The sequence below is a fragment of the Vibrio tritonius genome (assembly GCF_001547935.1).
GTDB classification, from domain to species: Bacteria; Pseudomonadota; Gammaproteobacteria; order Enterobacterales; family Vibrionaceae; genus Vibrio; species Vibrio tritonius.
In genome coordinates, this window is sequence record NZ_AP014636.1 from 1,375,791 (window position 1) to 1,395,895 (window position 20,105).

At 43.4% G+C, this 20,105-nt stretch carries 18 protein-coding genes; 9 read left to right on the forward strand and 9 right to left on the reverse strand.

Annotated features, from left to right (window positions below; genetic code table 11):
- Positions 1-350 precede the first annotated feature (350 nt).
- Entirely contained in the window at positions 351-989 is a 639-nt protein-coding gene (locus JCM16456_RS21415) for a hypothetical protein (protein WP_068718296.1), read from the forward strand.
- Positions 990-1,054: 65 nt separating this feature from the next.
- Here the strand turns inward: JCM16456_RS21415 and galE are convergent, their stop codons facing one another.
- Positions 1,055-2,071 (reverse strand): UDP-glucose 4-epimerase GalE, encoded by a 1,017-nt coding sequence (galE, locus tag JCM16456_RS21420; protein ID WP_068718298.1) that lies wholly within the window; start codon positions 2,069-2,071, stop codon positions 1,055-1,057.
- 309 nt (positions 2,072-2,380) lie between these two features.
- On the opposite strand from galE, the gene JCM16456_RS21425 reads away from it, so the two are divergent.
- Positions 2,381-3,121, forward strand: coding sequence for a 5-oxoprolinase subunit PxpA (locus JCM16456_RS21425; RefSeq protein WP_068718300.1), 741 nt, complete (start codon positions 2,381-2,383; stop codon positions 3,119-3,121).
- Between the two features lie 33 nt (positions 3,122-3,154).
- Here JCM16456_RS21425 and JCM16456_RS21430 read toward each other — a convergent pair whose 3' ends face one another.
- From JCM16456_RS21430 to JCM16456_RS21440, 3 genes are all read right to left on the reverse strand, one after another.
- Positions 3,155-4,597 (reverse strand): FAD-dependent oxidoreductase, encoded by a 1,443-nt coding sequence (locus JCM16456_RS21430; protein WP_156430620.1) that lies wholly within the window; start codon positions 4,595-4,597, stop codon positions 3,155-3,157.
- A 381-nt stretch (positions 4,598-4,978) separates the two neighbouring features.
- Entirely contained in the window at positions 4,979-7,414 is a 2,436-nt protein-coding gene (locus JCM16456_RS21435; protein WP_068719112.1) for an ABC transporter permease, read from the reverse strand.
- A 23-nt stretch (positions 7,415-7,437) separates the two neighbouring features.
- A complete protein-coding gene (locus tag JCM16456_RS21440; RefSeq protein ID WP_068718304.1) occupies positions 7,438-8,115 on the reverse strand; it encodes an ABC transporter ATP-binding protein in 678 nt (225 codons plus the stop codon).
- Here JCM16456_RS21440 and JCM16456_RS21445 point away from each other — a divergent pair.
- The 3 genes from JCM16456_RS21445 to JCM16456_RS21455 all read left to right on the forward strand — a co-directional run bounded on the left by JCM16456_RS21445 (position 8,114) and on the right by JCM16456_RS21455 (position 11,856).
- Positions 8,114-8,713: an arylesterase gene (locus tag JCM16456_RS21445; protein WP_068718306.1), complete on the forward strand. Its 600-nt coding sequence runs from the start codon at positions 8,114-8,116 to the stop codon at positions 8,711-8,713. The two genes, JCM16456_RS21440 and JCM16456_RS21445, sit on opposite strands and share 2 nt — an antisense overlap.
- 92 nt (positions 8,714-8,805) lie before the next feature.
- Positions 8,806-10,008, forward strand: coding sequence for an enoyl-ACP reductase FabV (gene fabV, locus JCM16456_RS21450; RefSeq protein WP_068718308.1), 1,203 nt, complete (start codon positions 8,806-8,808; stop codon positions 10,006-10,008).
- 198 nt (positions 10,009-10,206) lie between these two features.
- A complete protein-coding gene (locus JCM16456_RS21455) occupies positions 10,207-11,856 on the forward strand; it encodes an ABC-ATPase domain-containing protein (protein ID WP_068718310.1) in 1,650 nt (549 codons plus the stop codon).
- Here the strand turns inward: JCM16456_RS21455 and JCM16456_RS21460 are convergent.
- Positions 11,853-12,497 (reverse strand): DNA-J related domain-containing protein, encoded by a 645-nt coding sequence (locus JCM16456_RS21460; RefSeq protein WP_068718313.1) that lies wholly within the window; start codon positions 12,495-12,497, stop codon positions 11,853-11,855. The two genes, JCM16456_RS21455 and JCM16456_RS21460, sit on opposite strands and share 4 nt — an antisense overlap.
- A gap of 498 nt (positions 12,498-12,995) precedes the next feature.
- On the opposite strand from JCM16456_RS21460, the gene JCM16456_RS21465 reads away from it, so the two are divergent.
- A complete protein-coding gene (locus tag JCM16456_RS21465) occupies positions 12,996-13,601 on the forward strand; it encodes a DUF2238 domain-containing protein (protein WP_068718315.1) in 606 nt (201 codons plus the stop codon).
- A gap of 51 nt (positions 13,602-13,652) precedes the next feature.
- Here the strand turns inward: JCM16456_RS21465 and cutA are convergent, their stop codons facing one another.
- The 3 genes from cutA to JCM16456_RS21480 all read right to left on the reverse strand — a co-directional run bounded on the left by cutA (position 13,653) and on the right by JCM16456_RS21480 (position 15,398).
- Positions 13,653-13,979: a divalent-cation tolerance protein CutA gene (cutA, locus tag JCM16456_RS21470; RefSeq protein ID WP_068718317.1), complete on the reverse strand. Its 327-nt coding sequence runs from the start codon at positions 13,977-13,979 to the stop codon at positions 13,653-13,655.
- 54 nt (positions 13,980-14,033) lie between these two features.
- Entirely contained in the window at positions 14,034-14,699 is a 666-nt protein-coding gene (locus JCM16456_RS21475) for an HAD-IA family hydrolase (RefSeq protein ID WP_068718319.1), read from the reverse strand.
- 168 nt (positions 14,700-14,867) lie between these two features.
- A complete protein-coding gene (locus tag JCM16456_RS21480) occupies positions 14,868-15,398 on the reverse strand; it encodes a hypothetical protein (protein WP_068718321.1) in 531 nt (176 codons plus the stop codon).
- A 284-nt stretch (positions 15,399-15,682) separates the two neighbouring features.
- Between JCM16456_RS21480 and JCM16456_RS21485 the strand changes: the two genes are divergently transcribed.
- Positions 15,683-16,156: a CreA family protein gene (locus tag JCM16456_RS21485; RefSeq protein ID WP_068719114.1), complete on the forward strand. Its 474-nt coding sequence runs from the start codon at positions 15,683-15,685 to the stop codon at positions 16,154-16,156.
- 187 nt (positions 16,157-16,343) lie between these two features.
- A complete protein-coding gene (locus JCM16456_RS21490) occupies positions 16,344-17,648 on the forward strand; it encodes an inosine/guanosine kinase (protein ID WP_068719116.1) in 1,305 nt (434 codons plus the stop codon).
- Positions 17,649-17,888: 240 nt separating this feature from the next.
- Here JCM16456_RS21490 and JCM16456_RS23920 read toward each other — a convergent pair whose 3' ends face one another.
- A complete protein-coding gene (locus JCM16456_RS23920) occupies positions 17,889-18,119 on the reverse strand; it encodes a hypothetical protein (RefSeq protein ID WP_156430621.1) in 231 nt (76 codons plus the stop codon).
- Positions 18,120-18,297: 178 nt separating this feature from the next.
- Between JCM16456_RS23920 and JCM16456_RS21495 the strand changes: the two genes are divergently transcribed.
- Positions 18,298-20,034, forward strand: a complete 1,737-nt coding sequence (locus JCM16456_RS21495; protein WP_068718323.1) for an EAL domain-containing protein — start codon at positions 18,298-18,300, stop codon at positions 20,032-20,034.
- Positions 20,035-20,105 lie beyond the last annotated feature (71 nt).

Genomic DNA, 20,105 nt, shown 5'->3' on the forward strand with positions numbered 1-20,105 from the left:
GTGCTCGTTGATGAAGCTCTGAAGTCTGCATCTTGAGGTCATTTGGGTATATGTATATGCCCATTCACCTAAATCAGATAAGTTTTTATTACGCGGTACCTTTTCTTTGCCATGCTTTACGAAAGCAAGAAGTAATATGCACTCTATCTCTTTATTATTTGAATCAATAATCTCTTTACCTATAATCCTACCTTTATAACAAACGTGATCGCGATCTCATTATTTGACAAGAGCGTTTTTTGCCCTGATAATATTCACCTCGTCTAGAGACGACTATCCATTTTATTTGTCAATTTCATTACCTCTAGATTAATGTCACACAATATGTATATCTATATTTAAGAATTATTATGATCAATAAAGCAATAATTAATGCTCTTATTATTACAGGGCTACTTATTCTAGTGAGTTTATGTATCCGCCTAGACGTATTATATTTTCATAATGACATGGGCGAAAATTCGGTTACCGAGATGGCACAGCTTGTCTTACTGTGTATTTCTATTTTCAGTTTCTTTTACTTAGGTAAGCGTAAACCTGAGTTACGCCATGCCGCTTGGCTTATTGGTAGCTTTTACCTTGTACTTTTCATCCGTGAAAACGATGGGCTTTTAGATAATATCTATCATGGTGCATGGCAAGTTCCAGCGGTCATTGTCACCTTGTCTGCACTCATATTTGCAAAGCAAGGCGGAAAGAAAACGTTTGCGGAAATGAATATTATTTTATCAGCTCGTAGCATTAACATTGTCATAATGGCTACTCTTATGCTAATCGTATTTTCCCGATTTTATGGCATGAATGAATTATGGAAAACATTATTACAACATGCATTTGTCAGAGAAGTGAAAAATGTATCTGAAGAAAGTATAGAACTTTTATCCTATGCAATGATTTCATACGGTTCGATAAAAGTATGTTGGGAAATATCTCGCTGCAAGATACAAAATAACATTAAAAGTTATCTAAATGTTATTGAAGAAAATTAAAAATAACCACTAATTATATCTCCAAATGACCTCAAGATGCTGTGTCTGAGGTCATTCGGGTATATTTATACTTCCGGATAACCCTGTGGGTTATTCGATTGCCAACGCCAAGTATCTTGCGTCATTTCATCTAAAGTACGCACCGCTTTCCACCCTAAATCGTTCTGAGCTTTGCTTGGATCTGCCCAACATTCAGCAATATCACCCGGGCGACGTTCAACCAATTGGTAAGGTACTGGTTTACCACACGCCTTTTCGAAGGCTTTCACCATATCCAGCACACTGTAACCATTTCCTGTACCTAAATTATAGACATGCAAACCCGCTTGCTTGCCAACACGGTTTAAAGCTGCAATGTGGCCATCAGCAAGGTCCATTACATGGATGTAATCTCGCACACCTGTGCCATCTTTCGTTGGGTAATCACTACCAAAAACTGACAGGAATTCACGACGACCTACTGCAACTTGAGACACAAATGGCATCAAATTATTTGGAATGCCTTGTGGGTCCTCTCCCAACTCACCGGATGGATGAGAACCAACAGGATTGAAGTAACGCAGGAGTGTGATGCTCCAATCAGGGTTGGCTTTTTGGAAGTCGGTTAAACACTCCTCAACCATTAATTTACTGCGGCCGTACGGGTTCGTTGCACTGGTTGGAAAATCTTCAGTAATAGGTACGCTCGCTGGGTCACCATATACAGTGGCAGAAGAACTAAACACGATTGATTTCACACCGGCTTCACGCATTGCGTCAACAAGCACTAATGTGCCATTTACGTTATTGTCGTAGTACTCCAGCGGTTTTTGAACCGATTCACCTACCGCTTTTAAACCGGCAAAATGAATCACAGCGTCAATACCATACTTCTGCATCGTGCTAACAAGTAAAGCTTTATCGCGGATATCGCCCTGAACAAACTCAGGTTTAACTCCAGACACCTTTTTCACACGTTCCAACACGCTCGCTTTACTGTTGTAAAGGTTATCGAGAATAACAGGTGTCATTCCTGCTTCAATCATTTGAATGCATGTGTGACTGCCAATGTAGCCCATACCACCTGTAACTAAAACCTTCATACCTAGCCTCCATTTAATGTTTGCTTGATTGTAACGGTTAATTATTTTTAAATCACGGTGTTAGAGTCTTAAAGGTTGAGATTAACCCCAATATGACATTCGTGATACGAAGATGACAAATTGCGCTAACTTATTCTCAGTAACCTAGGTTACACTCGGCAAAGAATTCACCACTGACGACTCAGTAAGCTCAATTCGGTTAACCGAATGGCATCTAAACATAAAATGGTGATGCAACATGAGCATTTTCTGCATAAATCGTCATTCATGACTAGGCTTTAACGCAGAATTGGCAGAAGGATATGGCACGTGACTTTACAGAATATTACGTTGAACTGCGATATGGGCGAAAGTTTTGGCGCTTGGACAATGGGGGATGATGAGCAAGTAATGCCTTGGATCGATATGGCGAACATCGCTTGTGGCTTCCACGCTTCCGATCCTCATGTGATGAGCCGTACGATCGACTTAGCAATAGAGCATGAAGTCATGATTGGTGCTCACCCAAGCTACCCTGATTTACAAGGCTTTGGCCGTCGAGCGATGGCGTTTACCGAGCAAGAAATCAGCGAACTGCTTATCTACCAAATTGGTGCACTAAAAGCACTCTGCGAAAGTAAAAATACCCGTTTAGACTATGTCAAACCGCATGGGGCGCTTTACCACGACATGATGAATCAACCAGATGTGTTTCGTGCCGTTGTGGATGCAGTCTCGTGTTTCAACGTCCCACTCATGATCATGGCAACCAGTAACAACCAAGAATTTCTTGATGTAGCGGATCTGTATGATGTACCACTGCTATTTGAAGCTTTCGCCGATCGAACCTACCAAGGCAACGGACGTTTAATGCCACGCACAGAAAAGGGCTCTGTACTGGCAAAAGAAGAAGATATTATTAATCAGGTGAAGCAGATTGCGCGCTATGGCAAAGTCACTAGCGCTGATGGTTTTGTCATTCCCATGGAAGCAGATACCTTATGTGTCCATGGCGATAACAAAGATGCGATTGCCTTAATTGAAAAGATTCGGTATCACCTCAATCCATAACAAAATGCTATCGCATCTCCAGAGCTGACAGAGTTATTCACCAAGCACTTTTGCAAGCGCCTGTGGGTAACCTCGATCATCGGCCATTGCTAGCGCCTTATCTTCCACTTGCTGAGCAGTAAGCTTCATACTGATGGGGTGAGTTAACTCTATGTCTTGCACACCATCCGCAGCAGCCAATTGCCACTGCTGAGCTATTTTACGTACCGCAGATAACGCTGATGACCCTTTCACTATTTCAATTCGCGCATAATGATCTTCTTCAAAGCTCACATCAGCCGCACGCAGCGTCGCATCATCTCCCGGGATCTGTTGGGCACCAAACAACGGCTTGCCCGCAATACCCGCACTGTTAAACGTGGGCATAAACTGACTCATGTGTGAAATTGCGCGATCGGTACGTTCGATCTGAGCATCCAAACTCCATCCTTGAGTTAGCTTTGTTTGTAAATACGTCGGCAGTACGGGTTGGGCTGAACGTAAATCAGAACTCACTAAGCCATCTTTAAATAGAGTGATACCTTCCGTCATACCGTGCAGTTGAAACACACCATCGGCGTAAGGCGTCAGTTGCGCCATTCCGTTTGGCGTACCGCGCTGTCCATGAAAGATCACTTCAGGCCATAACTGCTGACAATCTGGCCAATGAGTGACATAAGCCGCCTTAAACTCCACCAAACGCTTACGATAATGGCGAGCCATATCATCAATTGAGCCGGTTTGATAACCACAAGCATTGATTACATAATCGACGGTAACTTGCTCTTTGACACCGAGGTCACTAAGAAGCGTCACTTGCCACTGAGCATCTGTGTATTCAAGATCAATGACGGTAGTTTGTGTGCGCACATCGCAATTCGGCAAGCGTTCAAGAACAAGTTCCGCGCTAGCGCCTAACCGAAACACACTCCATCCATACTCTTGTACAGCAATCAGCGGATATTTGATTGCATCAAGATTGATATTTTGTACCACTGGGATCATCCATTCATCAACAGTGCTTGGATGTTCTGGCTGAGTACACTGCTGCAATGCTTCAAGTTCAATGCGATTGTAGGTGCGAAAATAATCGTTAGGATTACCCAACAACTGATTACGCGCATCTTCATTAACTAACAACTGATAAGCTGAACGAAGGGTATTTAAGCGAGGTAAAATATCCATTGGGTCACCCGGATCACTATTGGGCACCGCAATCACTGTCGGACGTTTATTGAGAGTGTGTGGATAAAGTCGTACCGTCTCTAATGATTGACGAAGCAATTCAATACATTGCTGCTCCGAAATTTCACGATAGAGGTTACCTCCAGCATGCAAGTGACAAATTGGTGGTCCATTGACCAGCCCCTCTCCTTTTTCGATCAAAAGCACATCTTGACCTAATTCACCTAGGTGCACAGCCGCTGTTGCGCCCGCCACACCGCCGCCAATAATTGCGATCTTAGGTCGGTTGGTTTTCAGGTCTGTCTTTACCATTACACTCTTACTCATCATTGTTGTTCGGCCATTCTAAAACGAGTTGATTGTGAAAAAAATCACAAATTTTACGCGGTCTTAGCCTTTTCCGATCATTGCTAAATAAATAATAACAGCGAAGTAAACGAATGGCGAACTCACTTGCACAACGCCATAATATGCGTATACGTGAATACCATTTTTTCAAGCCAAATTTTTCAAAAAAAAAGCTTGACTGAGATCTTCGCGATCGTTGATTTTGCCATACTGTGCATAACGCATCTGCCTGATCCAACGGTGCGGTAAAGGCTAGCGCCAAAACACGAGTTATCAACAGCCTGAGTTATCCCAAACTTTATCCACTGTTTTTGTGGATAACTAAATTTATCAGAAGATAAAAAGCTAGCTAAACGCTTTATTTAAAGGGATTAGCAACCTACGAAGTAAACTGCTTACTACCACCGCTAAGATGGCAAATGTTACTATTGGTAACACGATCCACAGCATAATATGCAGCTTTGGTTGCATATCAAATCCGTACATCATAATCGCTCCAACCACTGCATCGGCACCAATACAAGCGACCCAACCAGCAACGAGAGCAAGTAAACCGAATTCTGCCCAGATCGTTCGTATCACTCTTTTTCTACTCGCCCCCAAGGTTCGGTAAAGTTGGATCTCTTGTTGGCGTTGGCTCAAGCTCAAGCGTAGCAGCGTGAAAATCAATAAAACCCCAGCAATCACCCCAAGCCCAGCCAGTACCGTCATCGACCAAACAATCTGCTGCAGCAACTTCTCAATTTTTGCTCCCATAGAGCGAATATCAATGAGACTCACCGTTGGGTGCTGTCGTGATAGGGTCACTAGCAAAGGGTTGTCTTTATCACTTAGGCGAAAACTCACCAGCCAGGTTGCAGGGACAGACGCCATTACATCCGGACTGAATATAAAGTAAAAATTGGGTTTCATTTGACGCCATTCCACATGACGTATAGTGTTTACTTTCGCAGTAAAAGTTTCGCTGTTAATCACAAAAGTCAGCTCATCGCCAATCTTGATCCCCAAATCTCTGGCGAGATCTTCTTCTACCGACACCGCCCCCTGCGCTTGCCAAACACCAGCAACAATAGGGTTGTAATCTGGTAGATTTTCACCCCATGTGAAATTCAACTCACGACCTAAAGCATCTTCCCCTTCTTGGCCATTAGCGCGCTCCTTAGCATTTTGCCCATTAATCAACGTTAGTCGACCTCGGGAGATAGGATAAGCAGGTGATCTTTCAACCTTGGCGGCATCCAGAGTTTGCAGATAACTCTCTTTTTCATACGGAGCAATATTGATCGCAAACGCATTCGGCGCATCCGGTGGGAGCGTCTGTTGCCAATCGGTTAACAAATCGGTACGAACCAACCACATCACAGCCAGTAGCATTAAAGAAAGCGATAAAGCACCAAACTGCAGCGTACTCGCCGCTCCAGATCGTTGTAATCGACTGATCGCTAATTTAACCGTTGGACTTAAAGGCAAATAGTTGGTTAATTTGATGATCAGTAACCCCGTGATACCCAACAACACAAACAAGACCACAATACCAATTAGAACAAACCAAATCAGCGTATTACCTTGATACATGTAAACCAATGCAGCCAAGGGTAACAGTACAAGCCACCATGCTCTTTTACGCCCTTTCTCCGAACTCTCATTCATTACTTGCGCCGGACGTATCATCAACAAACGATCAAAAGGAATCCCCAAAGCTGGAATAGCAATGAGTAAACTGGTTAGCAGCGCAAAACCTAATGGCGCAAAACCGTAACTAGGTAAAGGGTCCGGTAACATGTCTGTCAGCGGTATACGGAGCATGATTTCCAAAACAACACCCACCAATGAGCCCAATATCGCAGCCGTCCCGTAAAGCACCAAAGTTTGAATCGCCAACCAACGGACTATCCACCCACGGCTGGCCCCCAAACTTTTCAACATAGCAATGGTTTGCTGACGCGAAGCCACATAGTGCTGACAAGTAAGCACGAGTGTGGTGGCGGCCATGATAACCACAATGGCAACAGCCAAAGAGAGATATTGTTGGGTGCGTTCAAATACATCAGACGTTCTACTGGTGCTACTTTGATCACGCCACCGGTCACTTGGTGTTAAAGTGACTTGCTGCTTTAACTTAGCAATATCAGAATCACTGCCATTAACGAACAATCGATATTGAACTCGACTGCCCATCTGCACTGCTGCGGTTTTCGCCACATCGTCTTGATGAATGAGAACGGCCGGCATCTGCTGAAATGGGTTGAAGCTCAATCCAGGCTCTTCGCCAATACGCCCTGTAATTGTAAAGTCTGCATCTCCGATACTTAAGTGTTGCCCCACTTGCACGTCTAATAACGCAAATAGCCGTTCATCTAACCAAAGTTCACCCGGTTTTACATGATGAACAATCTGACCATTTGTGCCTTCTAAACGCATTTCACCTCGCAATGGATAGACACTATCGACCGCTTTCACCGTCACTAACTGCATTTTATCATCGGCACTAAAAGCCATAGTACCAAACCGAGTCAAAAGCGATGTTGTCACAGGCAGGGCCTTCACACGTTCCCATGTCTGTTCAGGGATAGGATTACCCGACACCAACACTGTATCAGCGGTGAGTGCGTCTTTACCCTGCTTTACGACCACTTGCTCCATTCGTGTTGCCAGGGCTGTCAAAGCAAAGACACAGGCAATGATAAGAACTAATGCCAATGCGACAGGCCAAAGTTTACCATGACGAATTTCGGCCAAGCTCCAACGTAACAAACGTCCATTTAGCTGGCCTTTGCTCATAACGTTTGATACATGAATACTGCTCATAGACGTTCCTCCAACTCACCAGCATGCATATAAAAACAACGTTGGCAACGAGCCGCTAAGTCGGGATCATGAGTCACTAGCACAAGTGTTGTGCCATTGTCTTGATTGAGCTTGAACAGCAGATCAATGACAGTTTGCGCAGTAGCTTGATCGAGATTACCAGTCGGTTCATCGGCAAACAGAATTTGTGGCTGAATCATAAATGCACGGGCTAACGCAACACGCTGCTGCTCTCCACCAGACAATTGCGCCGGAGAATGATGCAAACGATGCCCAAGCCCAACTTGTTCGAGTAATGCAGTGGCACGCTCGATGTTTTCTTTTTCCCCTTTCAGTAAACAAGGTAAGGTAACGTTTTCCAAAGCCGTTAAACTAGGAATCAACAAAAAGCTTTGAAATACAAACCCTATTGAGTTAGCTCTCAATGCCGCTCTCTCTTCATCCGTTAGCAAACTCAGCCCGTGTCCAAGCAGGTGAACTTCACCTTGTGTGGGTGCTTCAAGCCCAGCCAATAACGTCATCAATGTCGATTTCCCCGCGCCTGATGTTCCGACAATCGCCACTGTTTCTTGCTCATAAATTTGTAAGCTAACGTTTTTTAAGATTGTTAATTGCTCTTGTTTGGTGGAGACTACTTGAGTTAACGATGTCGCAGAAATAATGGATGATTGCATGATTCGAAGACTTTCCTTGTTGTTACTATTGTTGTGTTCCACCAGCGCTACGAGTCAAACATTAATGATTCTCGGAGATAGCCTTAGCGCAGGTTATCAAATGCCGATTGAGCAGGCTTGGGCCAGTTTACTCAGTCAACAGCTGAGTGAAAAAGGAAAAAATGTTACTGTTATTAACGCTAGCATCTCTGGCGACACTTCAGGAAATGGTTTAGCACGTTTGCCCGGGTTGTTAACAAAACATCACCCCGATGTTGTATTGGTTGAATTGGGGGCAAATGACGGGCTACGGGGTTTTCCCCCTACCCTGATTACCAATAACTTACGTCAAATTGTGCAACAAATACAGTCAAGCGATGCAAAAGCGATCGTGATGCAAATTCGCATGCCTCCCAACTATGGCAAGCGTTATACCACTATGTTTTATGAGGTTTTCGCCAAAGTCGCACAGCAAGAAAAAGTGCCCTTAATCCCCTTCTATTTGGAACAAATAATCACGAAACCCGAATGGATAATGCCTGATGGTTTGCACCCAAGACCTGAGGCTCAAAGCTGGATTGCTCACTACATGGCTAACGAATTACTCCCATATTTATAACAAATATCACCACTTTTAATGGTCTAGCTCAATAAAGCCCCGTGAATTATGGGGTATTCTCGTCCCTTCTGTTCAACACGATGGTGACACTAATGCACATAGAACCCGTTATTAAGGGTGTGGTGGCAAAAACCGCCCATCCATTAGGTTGCGAGCAAGCTATCTTGCAGCAAATTGAGTTTGTAAAAAAAGAAGAGCCTATTACTCAAGGGCCAAAACGAGTTCTGATTCTAGGCGCATCTTCTGGTTATGGTCTGGCAGCACGTATTGCCCTTACTTTTGGCGGCGCACAGGCTGATACCATTGGCGTATCATTAGAAAGAACTCCATCAGAAACACAAACTGGCAGCGCCGGCTTCTACAACAATTACTATTTCAAGAAACACGCAGAGAGTGCGGGTAAAACTGCGGTCAATATTCATGGTGATGTTTTCTCTCAAGAATTGAAAGATCAGGTCATTGAAGCCATTGAAACTTATTTCGAAGGCGAAGTTGACCTCATTATTTACAGTATTGCGAGTGGCAAACGTCGTCAGGCTAACTCTGACCAGTTTTGGTACTCTTTTATCAAACCGATTGGTGATACCGTAGCAGGTTCAACGATTATTCTTGAACATGATCAGTGGCAAAATCTGCAATTGACTCCAGCGTCAGATGATGAACTCAGCAGCACCATTAAAGTGATGGGGGGTGACGACTGGGAAAAATGGGTAGATGCATTAATCAATGCCGATTCGATTGCCGAAGGCTGTAAAACCATCGCTTTCTCCTATATGGGTCCAGAAATCACCCATCCAATTTATCTCGATGGCACTCTTGGACAAGCGAAAATCGACCTGCATCAAACCAGTCACTCGCTGAATTTGAAGCTGGCTAACTACGACGGCGGCGCCTACGCTACCGTGTGTAAAGCCGTCGTAACAAAAGCGAGTATGGTGATTCCAGGACTCAGCCCTTACATGATCGCTCTGTACAAAGTGATGAAAGAAACTGGTACTCACGAAAACACCATTGGTCAAATGCAGCGTTTATTCCGTAATAAGCTCTACGGACAAGATACAGTACATGTAGATGGAGAGCGTTTAATTCGCATGGATGATTACGAACTGGCTCCAGAAACCCAAGTTAAAGTGAATGCCATTTTGGATCAACTTAACGAATCGAATTTCCGAGAACTTGGCGATTACGCAGGATTCAAACAAGAATTTATGCAGCTAAATGGCTTTGGATTTGACGCGGTTGATTACGCACAAGATGTCGATCTCACCCCGTATTTGAAGCAAGATAGCGAATAAATCGTTCCTATTTTCAGTTCAATATCGATTAGCCTGATGTTCCACCGCCAAAAGCGGGAAGAATATCGGGCTTTTTTGTTGTCAATTCCACCAATGTGCAGCGAAAGCAGCGCTAAGTTGCTATCCTGACTTTACTCTGGAGAACACGGTTTTTATAATCCCCCTCCTTTTACCTCAGACAAAACGAGCTGTCATACTATGGATCAACTAATCTCAAGACTGAAAAAACTCGAGAAACAGAATTATCGTGCCTATCAGCAGATCAAAGGCGACTATGACTTTGGTGACTTCAATCTGTTCATCGATAACATCCAGTCCGATCCATACGCACCAGCGTCACGTGTACGAGCATTCCGAGCTTGGGCACCTTCTGGTCTAGCGTTTCTACGTGATAAATCGGCGGCTTACCAAATCGCAGCACGCGATTTTATCGCGCGCAGCTTCGCTCAGTTTGCACTGCATGAAAATGACGTTCAGATTGCCTTAACCGGTCAAACCGTGCTTGATTCAACGTCTGTTGTATTCACAGAAGAAGGCATCGAACTGCGTTTTCGTGTGAATATGCCCGCCGATGGTCGCCAAATTTTGGCGAAGAAGGCAATTAACCTTTTAACGTTCCATCTGCCTAAATTCATCCGTCGTGCCACAATGGCGCGAGAATTGGATCTGGACACGCTAGCGCATCATTGCGCAGTCATTGAAGACCAGGAAGCTCTGCGCAATCAACTAAATGAACATAACTTAATTGGTTTTGTTGCCAATGGCAGTATCTTACCTCGCCTCGCGGGTAACAGTGATTTACCGATGAAGGACGCCGTGCCATTCAATGCTCCAGATTCTCTTGCAATCACATTAACGACGCCAAATAAAGGGTCCATTACCGGTTTAGGCATCAAAAAAGGGATCACCTTGGTTGTCGGTGGTGGGTTCCACGGTAAGTCAACCCTACTTACCGCAGTAGAGCGTGGCATCTATAACCACATTCCAAGTGACGGACGTGAATATTGCGTAACCGATCGTCAAGCCATGAAGATTCGTGCTGAAGACGGGCGCTGTGTACACAACCTTAATATTTCAAACTACATTAATCATTTACCAATGGGGCGAGACACGCACTCATTCAGTACACAAGATGCCTCAGGGTCAACTTCCCAAGCCGCTTGGTTACAAGAATCGATTGAGGCTGGTGCAACGACCTTACTCATTGACGAAGATACCTCTGCAACCAACTTCATGATTCGTGATGAACGCATGCAAGCACTGGTCAGCAAAGGAGATGAACCGATTACTCCACTGGTTGATCGTATCGGACAACTACGCGACACCTTAGATATGTCGACTTTGATTGTTATGGGCGGATCGGGAGACTATTTAGATGTTGCAGACACCGTCATTCAAATGCAAGATTACCAAGCCATTGATGTCACAGAAAAAGCACACGAAGTGATCGCTCGTCACCCAAGCACGCGTCATAACGAATGTGAATATGAGTTGCAGCAGGTACCAGCTCGCCAATTTCATTGCGGTGGTTTGCAGAAGATCCTAGCAGATGGCAAATTCCGAGTCAGTGCCAAAGACGCACATACGTTACGTTTTGGCCGTGAAACCGTTGATCTCTCAGCCTTAGAACAACTTGAATCGGCAAGTGAAGTGAATGCTATTGGATGGTTATGGTTCCAATTAGCACAAAATCCTGGGTGGAGCAAACAGCCTGTTGAGACTATTAAGGCCTTACTACACCACGAATGGTATAAAACAATGCCAAATCAAGGTGATTTGGCATTGCCTCGTGCTATCGATGTGATGGCAGCGTTAAATCGTATGCGCCAAGCACAATTCAAAGCTTAACTGAAAATGTCCTGATATTGCTCATCACGCAGGACATGCCAAGCCTCACACAAAATTCGGAATTTTTCTGAATTGCCATTTTCTCGGTCCGGATGCCAACGGAGTGCCAAGCGGCGCCAGGTTTTCCGGATCTGAGTAGAACTCGCTGATTCATCCAGTTCAAACAACCTCAATGCTTGTAGACGACTGAGATTTTTATGATCTCCATCGCCACCAACAAATTTTCGATAACGGGTCCAGAATTCATTTAGTAGCCGTTTCACTTCCCCTTCATTGGCTTCGTAGTTTTCCCACTGCATGTAGTAATCACGTAACGGATTTTCAGTGTCAATGTAATGCATCTGACTTTGAAACATCGGACTCAATACGATATCCATTGCTTCTACCTGCAACCATTTTTCTGGATAGAGCGTCTCTTGCAACTGAAAGAGCGCATTCATCATTAAAAAATTACGTTTAAACAGGTCTTTTTCTGGCGAGTCATCCAATGTTGGCATAAAACCAATTTCACCAAGATGAGAAGCCAGTGTATGCACTTTCCAACCGGAAGGTTGATGTTTCAGAACTTCAAAAATTGGCCAAACTAATGGGTTCTCCATATAGCCCTGAAACGTCGCTGTAAGGTGGTGAGTTTCTGACATAGTGCGTCCACTGCGAAAATTGTCATTCTATTCAAATCTATCCAATCACGTTTGTCGAGTAGCAAACTTGGCAAAGCAACCGGATTTTGACCCCGAGTCCATTTCCTAGTAACACTTATCTCATTTGTGTCACTATCTTCCTAGCAACCTTAGATACTCTAATAAACCTAAAAATGAATTTCGTTCAAACAGTTAACTAAGGCATGACATGGCTCTAGCAATAAGAATAGGACAAGGTAGATAATACTTCAGGGTAAATGATTAATATTTTTATATAGTTACTAGGTTTTGAGACTTACTCCAAAAATCCATATATTTGCAATACAGTGTAATAATACCAATTGTTGTTCTATCTGATGCATTAGTGAGATTATTGTCCACCCCGTAAGTCTCTAGAAAAAACGTTTAATATCAACACTAAATACGTTTCGCATGGCATGTATCATTATGGAATTCGCTATGCTGTAAAACTGACTGCCATCAAGGATTGAATGCACTATGACCGTACCTCGCCAACTCACTTGGTTTACGCTCGGCTATGCCGTGCTATTTATTTTTTCAGCTGTCGCCCCAAATTCCCAGTCGGTATGGATAGCAGAAATCATTCCTGTGATGCTCATGCTGGCACTCACATGGTGGATATCAACGTTAGTTCCTCTGAGTAAAACCGCTTACTGCCTGATATTCATTTGGATGGCCTTGCATACGATAGGTGCCAAATATACCTTCGCAGAAGTGCCATTTGGTTGGTTCAATCAATTGATTGGTTCAGAACGTAACAATTTTGACCGAGTTGCTCATTTTGCCATTGGGCTGTACGCCTATCCGATTGCAGAAGTGGTAATTCGTCGGCGTTTAGCTCCCTCTTGGTTAGCAAGAGCATTTGCTCTTTTTGTCATTATGAGTATTGCTGCAGGCTACGAAATCGTAGAATGGTGGTATGCTGATTTAGCGGGAGGAGAAAACGGTATCGCTTTTCTAGGTTCACAAGGGGATATCTGGGATGCACAAAAAGACATGCTGTGTGACACCCTTGGAGCACTATGCGCCTTGAGCCTACTAAGTTGGCAATGTCGACATAATCCTAGGCGTTTTCAGGATTAAAACAGCGAACAAAAAACAATTTATAGCGTAGGAATAAGGCGATCCGTCACCTTATTTTTTTTGTGTATTTTGCTTTATCCAAGCAAGATAAGGGTGAAAACCTTCGGTGATGGGTACTTGCACAATTTGCGGCACGTCGTAATCGTGAAGCGCAGCAACGGTTTGTTCAACATCTGAATAACACTCTAGTTGTGTTTTGATGACTAACAATACTTCATCGTCATGGCAAACCTCTCCCTGCCATACGTAATGACTGCTGATCGGCATGGTTTGAATACAGGCAGCCAATTTTTGCTCAAGCAATGCCTGAATCATTGACTGGGCATTTTCCTGTTTATTCGTGGTGGTTAGCACGATACAAAAATCTTGGGGGTTCATCTTATACCTCCAAAGGAATGAATGTCTCTATTCTAGCGAATTTGCCATGTGAAGTCATTTAGGCAGTTCGAGAAATTGCTTTAGATCAGTCAGTTGCTGTAACGGTTCCACTTCAGCAAAACCACAATCGTGAAGTAGCCTGTCACCTTGCAAATGAAAAGTTTTCACCCCCGCAAGAACCCCAGCAGTTACACCCTGCACGGTATCATCCACATAAATACAGTCATCCAGCCGATACCCCATGTTCATCGCACAATAATGGATAAGGTCAGGATCAGGTTTCCAACTATTTGCATCAAAGCCGGAATAAATATGGTTTTCAAAGTACGGCAAAAGTCCCGTAATTTTCAGTATCTCAGCCGTTTTTTCACGCGGAGCATTGGAAGCAATACACATATCAATGCGTTGTTTTTTCAACTCCTCAAGCAAAGACTTAGCACCAGGCATGGGCTGCAGCTCAGATTTGAATAGAGCTTCGGTGCGACGACGGTATTCCACTTCTAGCACATCAACATCTGCATGAGTGCATGTTGCTATTAGCAATTGATTTAAAATATCTGCGCTTTTCCCGCCATCGAAATGTTGCATCACTTCATCGAGCCTAAGACAAACTCCAATTTCTACTAATAACTGTTGAAGTACCTGACAACACAAACGCTCACTATCAACGAGCGTTCCTTCACAATCAAAGATGACACATTGTTTTTTTATTTTTGCCATACAATCTCCCCCTCTTTGCAGTGTAATCGCCAAGAAGTGAGGAGAAATGATGTACTTAACAGAATATTGTTAGGCTAGGTAAGCAATGTAAATAATTTTAGCCCAAGTCACTAAAACAGACTTTTCGTGCTGCCCCTCTCGCACGATAACGTGACATAAGCAAATACACTACCCCAAAAGAGACTTACCGATAGGTTGCTCTAACCAAATGTGCGCATCGGTTTGTACCACGCCACTTTTTTGTACTACGGCTTGAATAAAGTCAGCACAAGATGGATAAAGAAGATTGGTTTTGACCACGACATCAGAAACTAGCACCTCATTATTCTCTTTGGTGACTAACGCGGCGGCAACAGGGACACTATCGGCAAACCCCAAGTAAAGCGAGCATGGTTCGGAATAGATAATTTGTGTAAAAAATTCTACTAGATCACTTTGCGCCGACTCATCTTGCACAAGAGTCGATTGCAACACCGCAAACATCACCGTCAGACGGTGAAAGTCTACTAAAAATACGCCTTCTAGCTGGCCATCAGTGACAGCGTCACCAAGCGTCAATGACACGACTTCTCGATCGGCGAGTAGCGCTTGATAACAATCGCGTCCACGCAGGCTTTCTACCGTAGGAAATTTAACGTCGACTTGTTGCCATAGCCAACTATTTTTCACTTGGAATACTCTAGGGGTTACTTGAGTCATAGTATTGCTTCATTTCGAGCGAGGTGTTACTTCACTATCAAACCATTCGACAAATAACACTGCCGTCATGATGATTAGGAATCACACCTCGTAATTATTATGGGTATTGAAGGATACCCTCGTGATATGAGGATACTGTTCATATCTAGTTGTCACAAGTGGTTTATCCCATGTGACCTTAAGATGCAGGTTCAAGCGGAACAGTGACAATATCCACGGGATAATTTTGGCGCACTGAAATTGAGCTGCTATGATGAAGCATCAGTTATCACGGAATAAGAATGATGTTAAAAAGAACACTTAGCGTTGCTTTGCTTGGCCTGTTGCTTAGCGGTTGTGACAATTCGGAAGTCGGCGATGTAAGTTTAGGCATTTTCACCACCAAAGATATTAAAATCAATACACTAACCGACCCTGACGTTCCCGGGGTAACTTGCCATGTCGCCAGTATTGAAGCTAATCTCAGCTTGTCTGATCCTTCAGACTCTTCCATTGCCTGTCGTCAAACTGGTGAGATTACTCCAGAAATGATTGCGAACGTCGATAAATCTGAATCTGGTGAAATCGTATTTAAAAAATCAAAAAGTATTTTCTTTAAGTCGATGAAAATTCGCCGTATTTTTGATGTAAAAAACCAAACACTTATGTACATATCTTACTCAACAAAAGAGACGTCGGGCAGCTTTAAACACAGCCTATCGACAGTACCACTCTGGGGTACTAAAGCTTACAATGTGTACACTGGTGAGACGAAATAGCGTTATCCATCACCAACATTAAGAACACCCAGCACAAAGGTTGCGATAAAGAGGTTGTCCGGTAAGATGGTACACCCTCTTTTATTGCAAGCTCTTCCCTGTCCTTTGGAAATCCCCTTAATAAAAGTGCAACTTCGCTGAAAATTTTGTGATATTATCCGCGAAAATTTTTAACCGCATTCGCAACATGAAGTTTCCCGGACAACGCAAATCTAAACACTATTTCCCGACACAAAATCGAGATCCACTCCTTAAGCAAATGCAGCAGACGCAAGCGCTTTATAATCCAACCATCATAGGGATTGGACAAACCATCGTGGACATCGAAGCTCGTGTCGACTCTGAGTTTTTGGAAAAATACCAACTCAGTAAAGGTCACTCTCTCGTACTTGAGGAATCGAAAGCAGATGCGCTGTATGCAGAGTTGGTCGAACGAGATCTTATCACTCACCAATATCCGGGTGACACCATTGGCAACACCTTACACAACTATTCTGTGTTAGCTGACAGTAAGTCTGTATTGCTCGGTGTAATGTCAAAGAATATCGAAGTGGGGTCTTATGCGTATCGCTATCTCTGCTTAACGTCTTCGCGCGTCAATATGAACTATCTGCAAACGGTAGATGGGCCAATTGGCCGCTGTTATACCCTTATTTCAGAAGATGGCGAACGTACCTTTGCAATCAACGAAGGTCAGATGAATCAATTGCACCCAGAGAGCATTCCCGAGTCTATCTTCGAAAAAGCGTCTGCACTGGTGATTTCATCTTACTTAATGCGTGGTAAACCTACCGATCCTATGCCAAGCGCCGTTCAACGCGCTGTGAACCTTGCCAAAGAATACAATGTGCCTGTTGTATTAACACTGGGCACAAAATACGTCATTGAAGGTCGTGCTGAGTGGTGGCAAGAATACCTAAAAGACAACGTATCTGTCTTGGCTATGAATGAAGATGAAGGTTTGGCTTTAACAGGCCATGCAGATCCATTAGTGGCCGCAGACAAAGCTCTAGATTGGGTTGATTTGGTACTCTGTACAGCCGGACCTATCGGTCTGTATATGGCTGGCTATGTAGACGAAGATGCTAAGCGAGAAACCGAATCACCATTACTGCCTGGTAACATACCTGAATTCAATAAATTTGAATTTAGCCGCGCAATGCGCAAACAGGTGTGTGCTGAACCCAAAAAAGTGTACTCACACATTGGCCCGTACTTAGGTGGCCCGTTAAAAATCAAAAATACCAATGGCGCTGGTGATGGTGCACTATCGGCACTCCTACACGATATGGCAGCCAACAGCTATCACGCAAAGAACGTACCTAATTCGGCTAAACATCAACACCCATTTTTGACCTACTCGTCATTATCACAGGTGTGTCGTTATGCAAACCGAGTGAGCTATGAAGTTCTTACTCAGCACTCACCTCGTCTTTCGAAAGCGCTGCCAGAGCGTGAAGATAGCCTTGAAGAAGCCTATTGGGACCGATAATTTTGTAGAGCAGCCTTAGCTGCTCTTTTTTATGATTGATTTATCACATAGAATGACGCCTAAGCTCTTTCTACATAATGCCTAACTAGGCAAACGTTGTCGTCAATATGCACCCAAATAACAGTGCAACCCACACTAATGAGATCAACTCGATAAATATCGTCATTGACTCTGTTTTTGTAATTATGCACCATAGGTTGGCTGTTTTATTAACAATATTGCTATTATACCCAAGTAACCTCAAGATGCGGTTTCAGCGAGAATGTATTCGCTTATAGGCAAGGCACCGATTTGAATACATAGTGATTCTACGTAGAAAATCGGTAACGCAGCATAGGAGCGAATACAACTCGCCCCTTGGGAGCTCATCAACAAGCCCATTTCTGCGCCCAATGACGTTGAAAGGGAATAACCATTCCTTCCGTCATTGAGCTTGACCTGTGCTCGTTGATGAAGCTCTGAAGTCTGCATCTTGAGGTCATTTGGGTATACAAGGGAGCTGTTTATGTTGCCTAATCCTGATAAATACCCTTAGTGGGTAATCAAATTAGATTAATCACTCTACTATACTGTGATATGCTAATCTTATTGACAAACCTGATGATAGAAGAAACGTTTTTATATTCCCTAATGATGAGTAATTAAGTAGTTGAACGTATCAGTGAATAATGACGAGAGTGATCTAAAATACGAGCTAGCTGATGTGACCCATTATCAGCGCTTAGTGCAATTTTTGGATATTGTTTCTGAAGGGTTATTCCACATGGACAATAGCCAAACAATTACACTGTATACCCCTGAATTCTACTCTCAGTTTGGTATCAATAGTTCAACGATTACACTCGACGATTGGTTCAATCTGATCCACCCACTGGATCGTGAGCCACTGCGCCAAAGAATCAAACATCACATGTTGATTTCTGAATCTCAAGATACCCATCGTAAAAATGAGTTTCGGATGCGTAAAACTAATGGTCAATACACTTGGGTGGAAGCGAGCGTTATTTCCAAATCAAATCATTGCGATGGTTTCTATATTGGTCGTCACCGCGATATTTCTGATCAAAAACTGATGGAGTCTTACCTACGTCAGGCTGCTTTCTACGACAATGCGTCAGGCATGTCTAACCGAGTCAAATTGATTACAGATATTGAGCTAGCTCAGAAAGAAGCTGTTCATACAACCTTAATCTACTTTCAAATTGAGGACATTCGCTCTTATCTCAACCAGTATGGTGTGGAAGTCGCACAGCATTTGATTCATCACTTGATGTCAGCCGTACAAGCGATTCCTAATCACCTGACTGAATGCTATCGCGTCAGATCAGACGATTTTGCCGTGCTTCTTTCAGGAGAATTCAGTCAAGATGAACTGATGACCATGTGTTGTAATATTTACTCTAAATACTTAAGTTCTATGAAGGAAGACGGGCATCTATACGGTGACCACATGAGTATTGGTGTTTATCCGAACTTCAGTGAAGATGTTAATGCAGAGCAAATCATCAATATTGCGTCACGCACATGCCAATTTGCTTCAGAGCAGAACAAATCGAAAGTCGAGATTTACAGCGGCAAAACAGGATACAAAGTAGACCGTTTTTTCTTTATTGAGCGCGGTCTAAAAGAAGCGCTCAATCGCCGCTCACTCAATGTCAAATTCCAACCGATCGTCAAATCAGAAACTGGAGCTGTTGCAAGTTTTGAAGCGCTTGTTCGTTGGCGCACCCAAGAATTTGGTGAAATATACCCAGATGAATTTATTCCCGTTGCCGAGAAAAAAGGGCTCATTGGGGAATTGGGTTACCAAGTTTTCGCCAAAGCGTGTGAATTCATTAGTCAATACAACATCAACAACCAAGTGACGACACGAGTTAACGTGAATGTGTCCGTATTGCAACTGCTTGATCGCTCTTTCCCAGAGCAAATTAAAGCCATTGCAGACGAAGCAGGCATTCCCTCCCACTCTATCGTGTTGGAGTTGACCGAAACCGTTATTCTCGATGGCAATAAAAATGCACTGCAACAATTACGCTGCCTTAGCGATATGGGATTTCAGCTTGCATTAGATGATTTTGGTACAGGTTTTAGTTCAATCAATAGCTTCTTTGATTTGCCTATTAATCAAATAAAGATCGACCGTACTATGGCGTGTAAAACCATGGAAAATGATGATTTGAACAATTATTTGGAGTTCATCATTCGCATGTGCCAGCAAAAATCGATTGCTGTCGTTATCGAAGGTATCGAAAACAGCGAAATGTATAAGAAGTTTCAACGTATGGGGGCGTCATACTTACAAGGCTACTGGCTTTCTAAACCGCTTTCCCTCGCTAGTGCAAGCCATTACACACTCTCAAGTGATAGCCCAAACACAACAATATAAATTTCATCAAATATTCATAAAGTTACCCTCTTAATTAAAAACAAATCTCAATAGAATCGATGAGACATAAG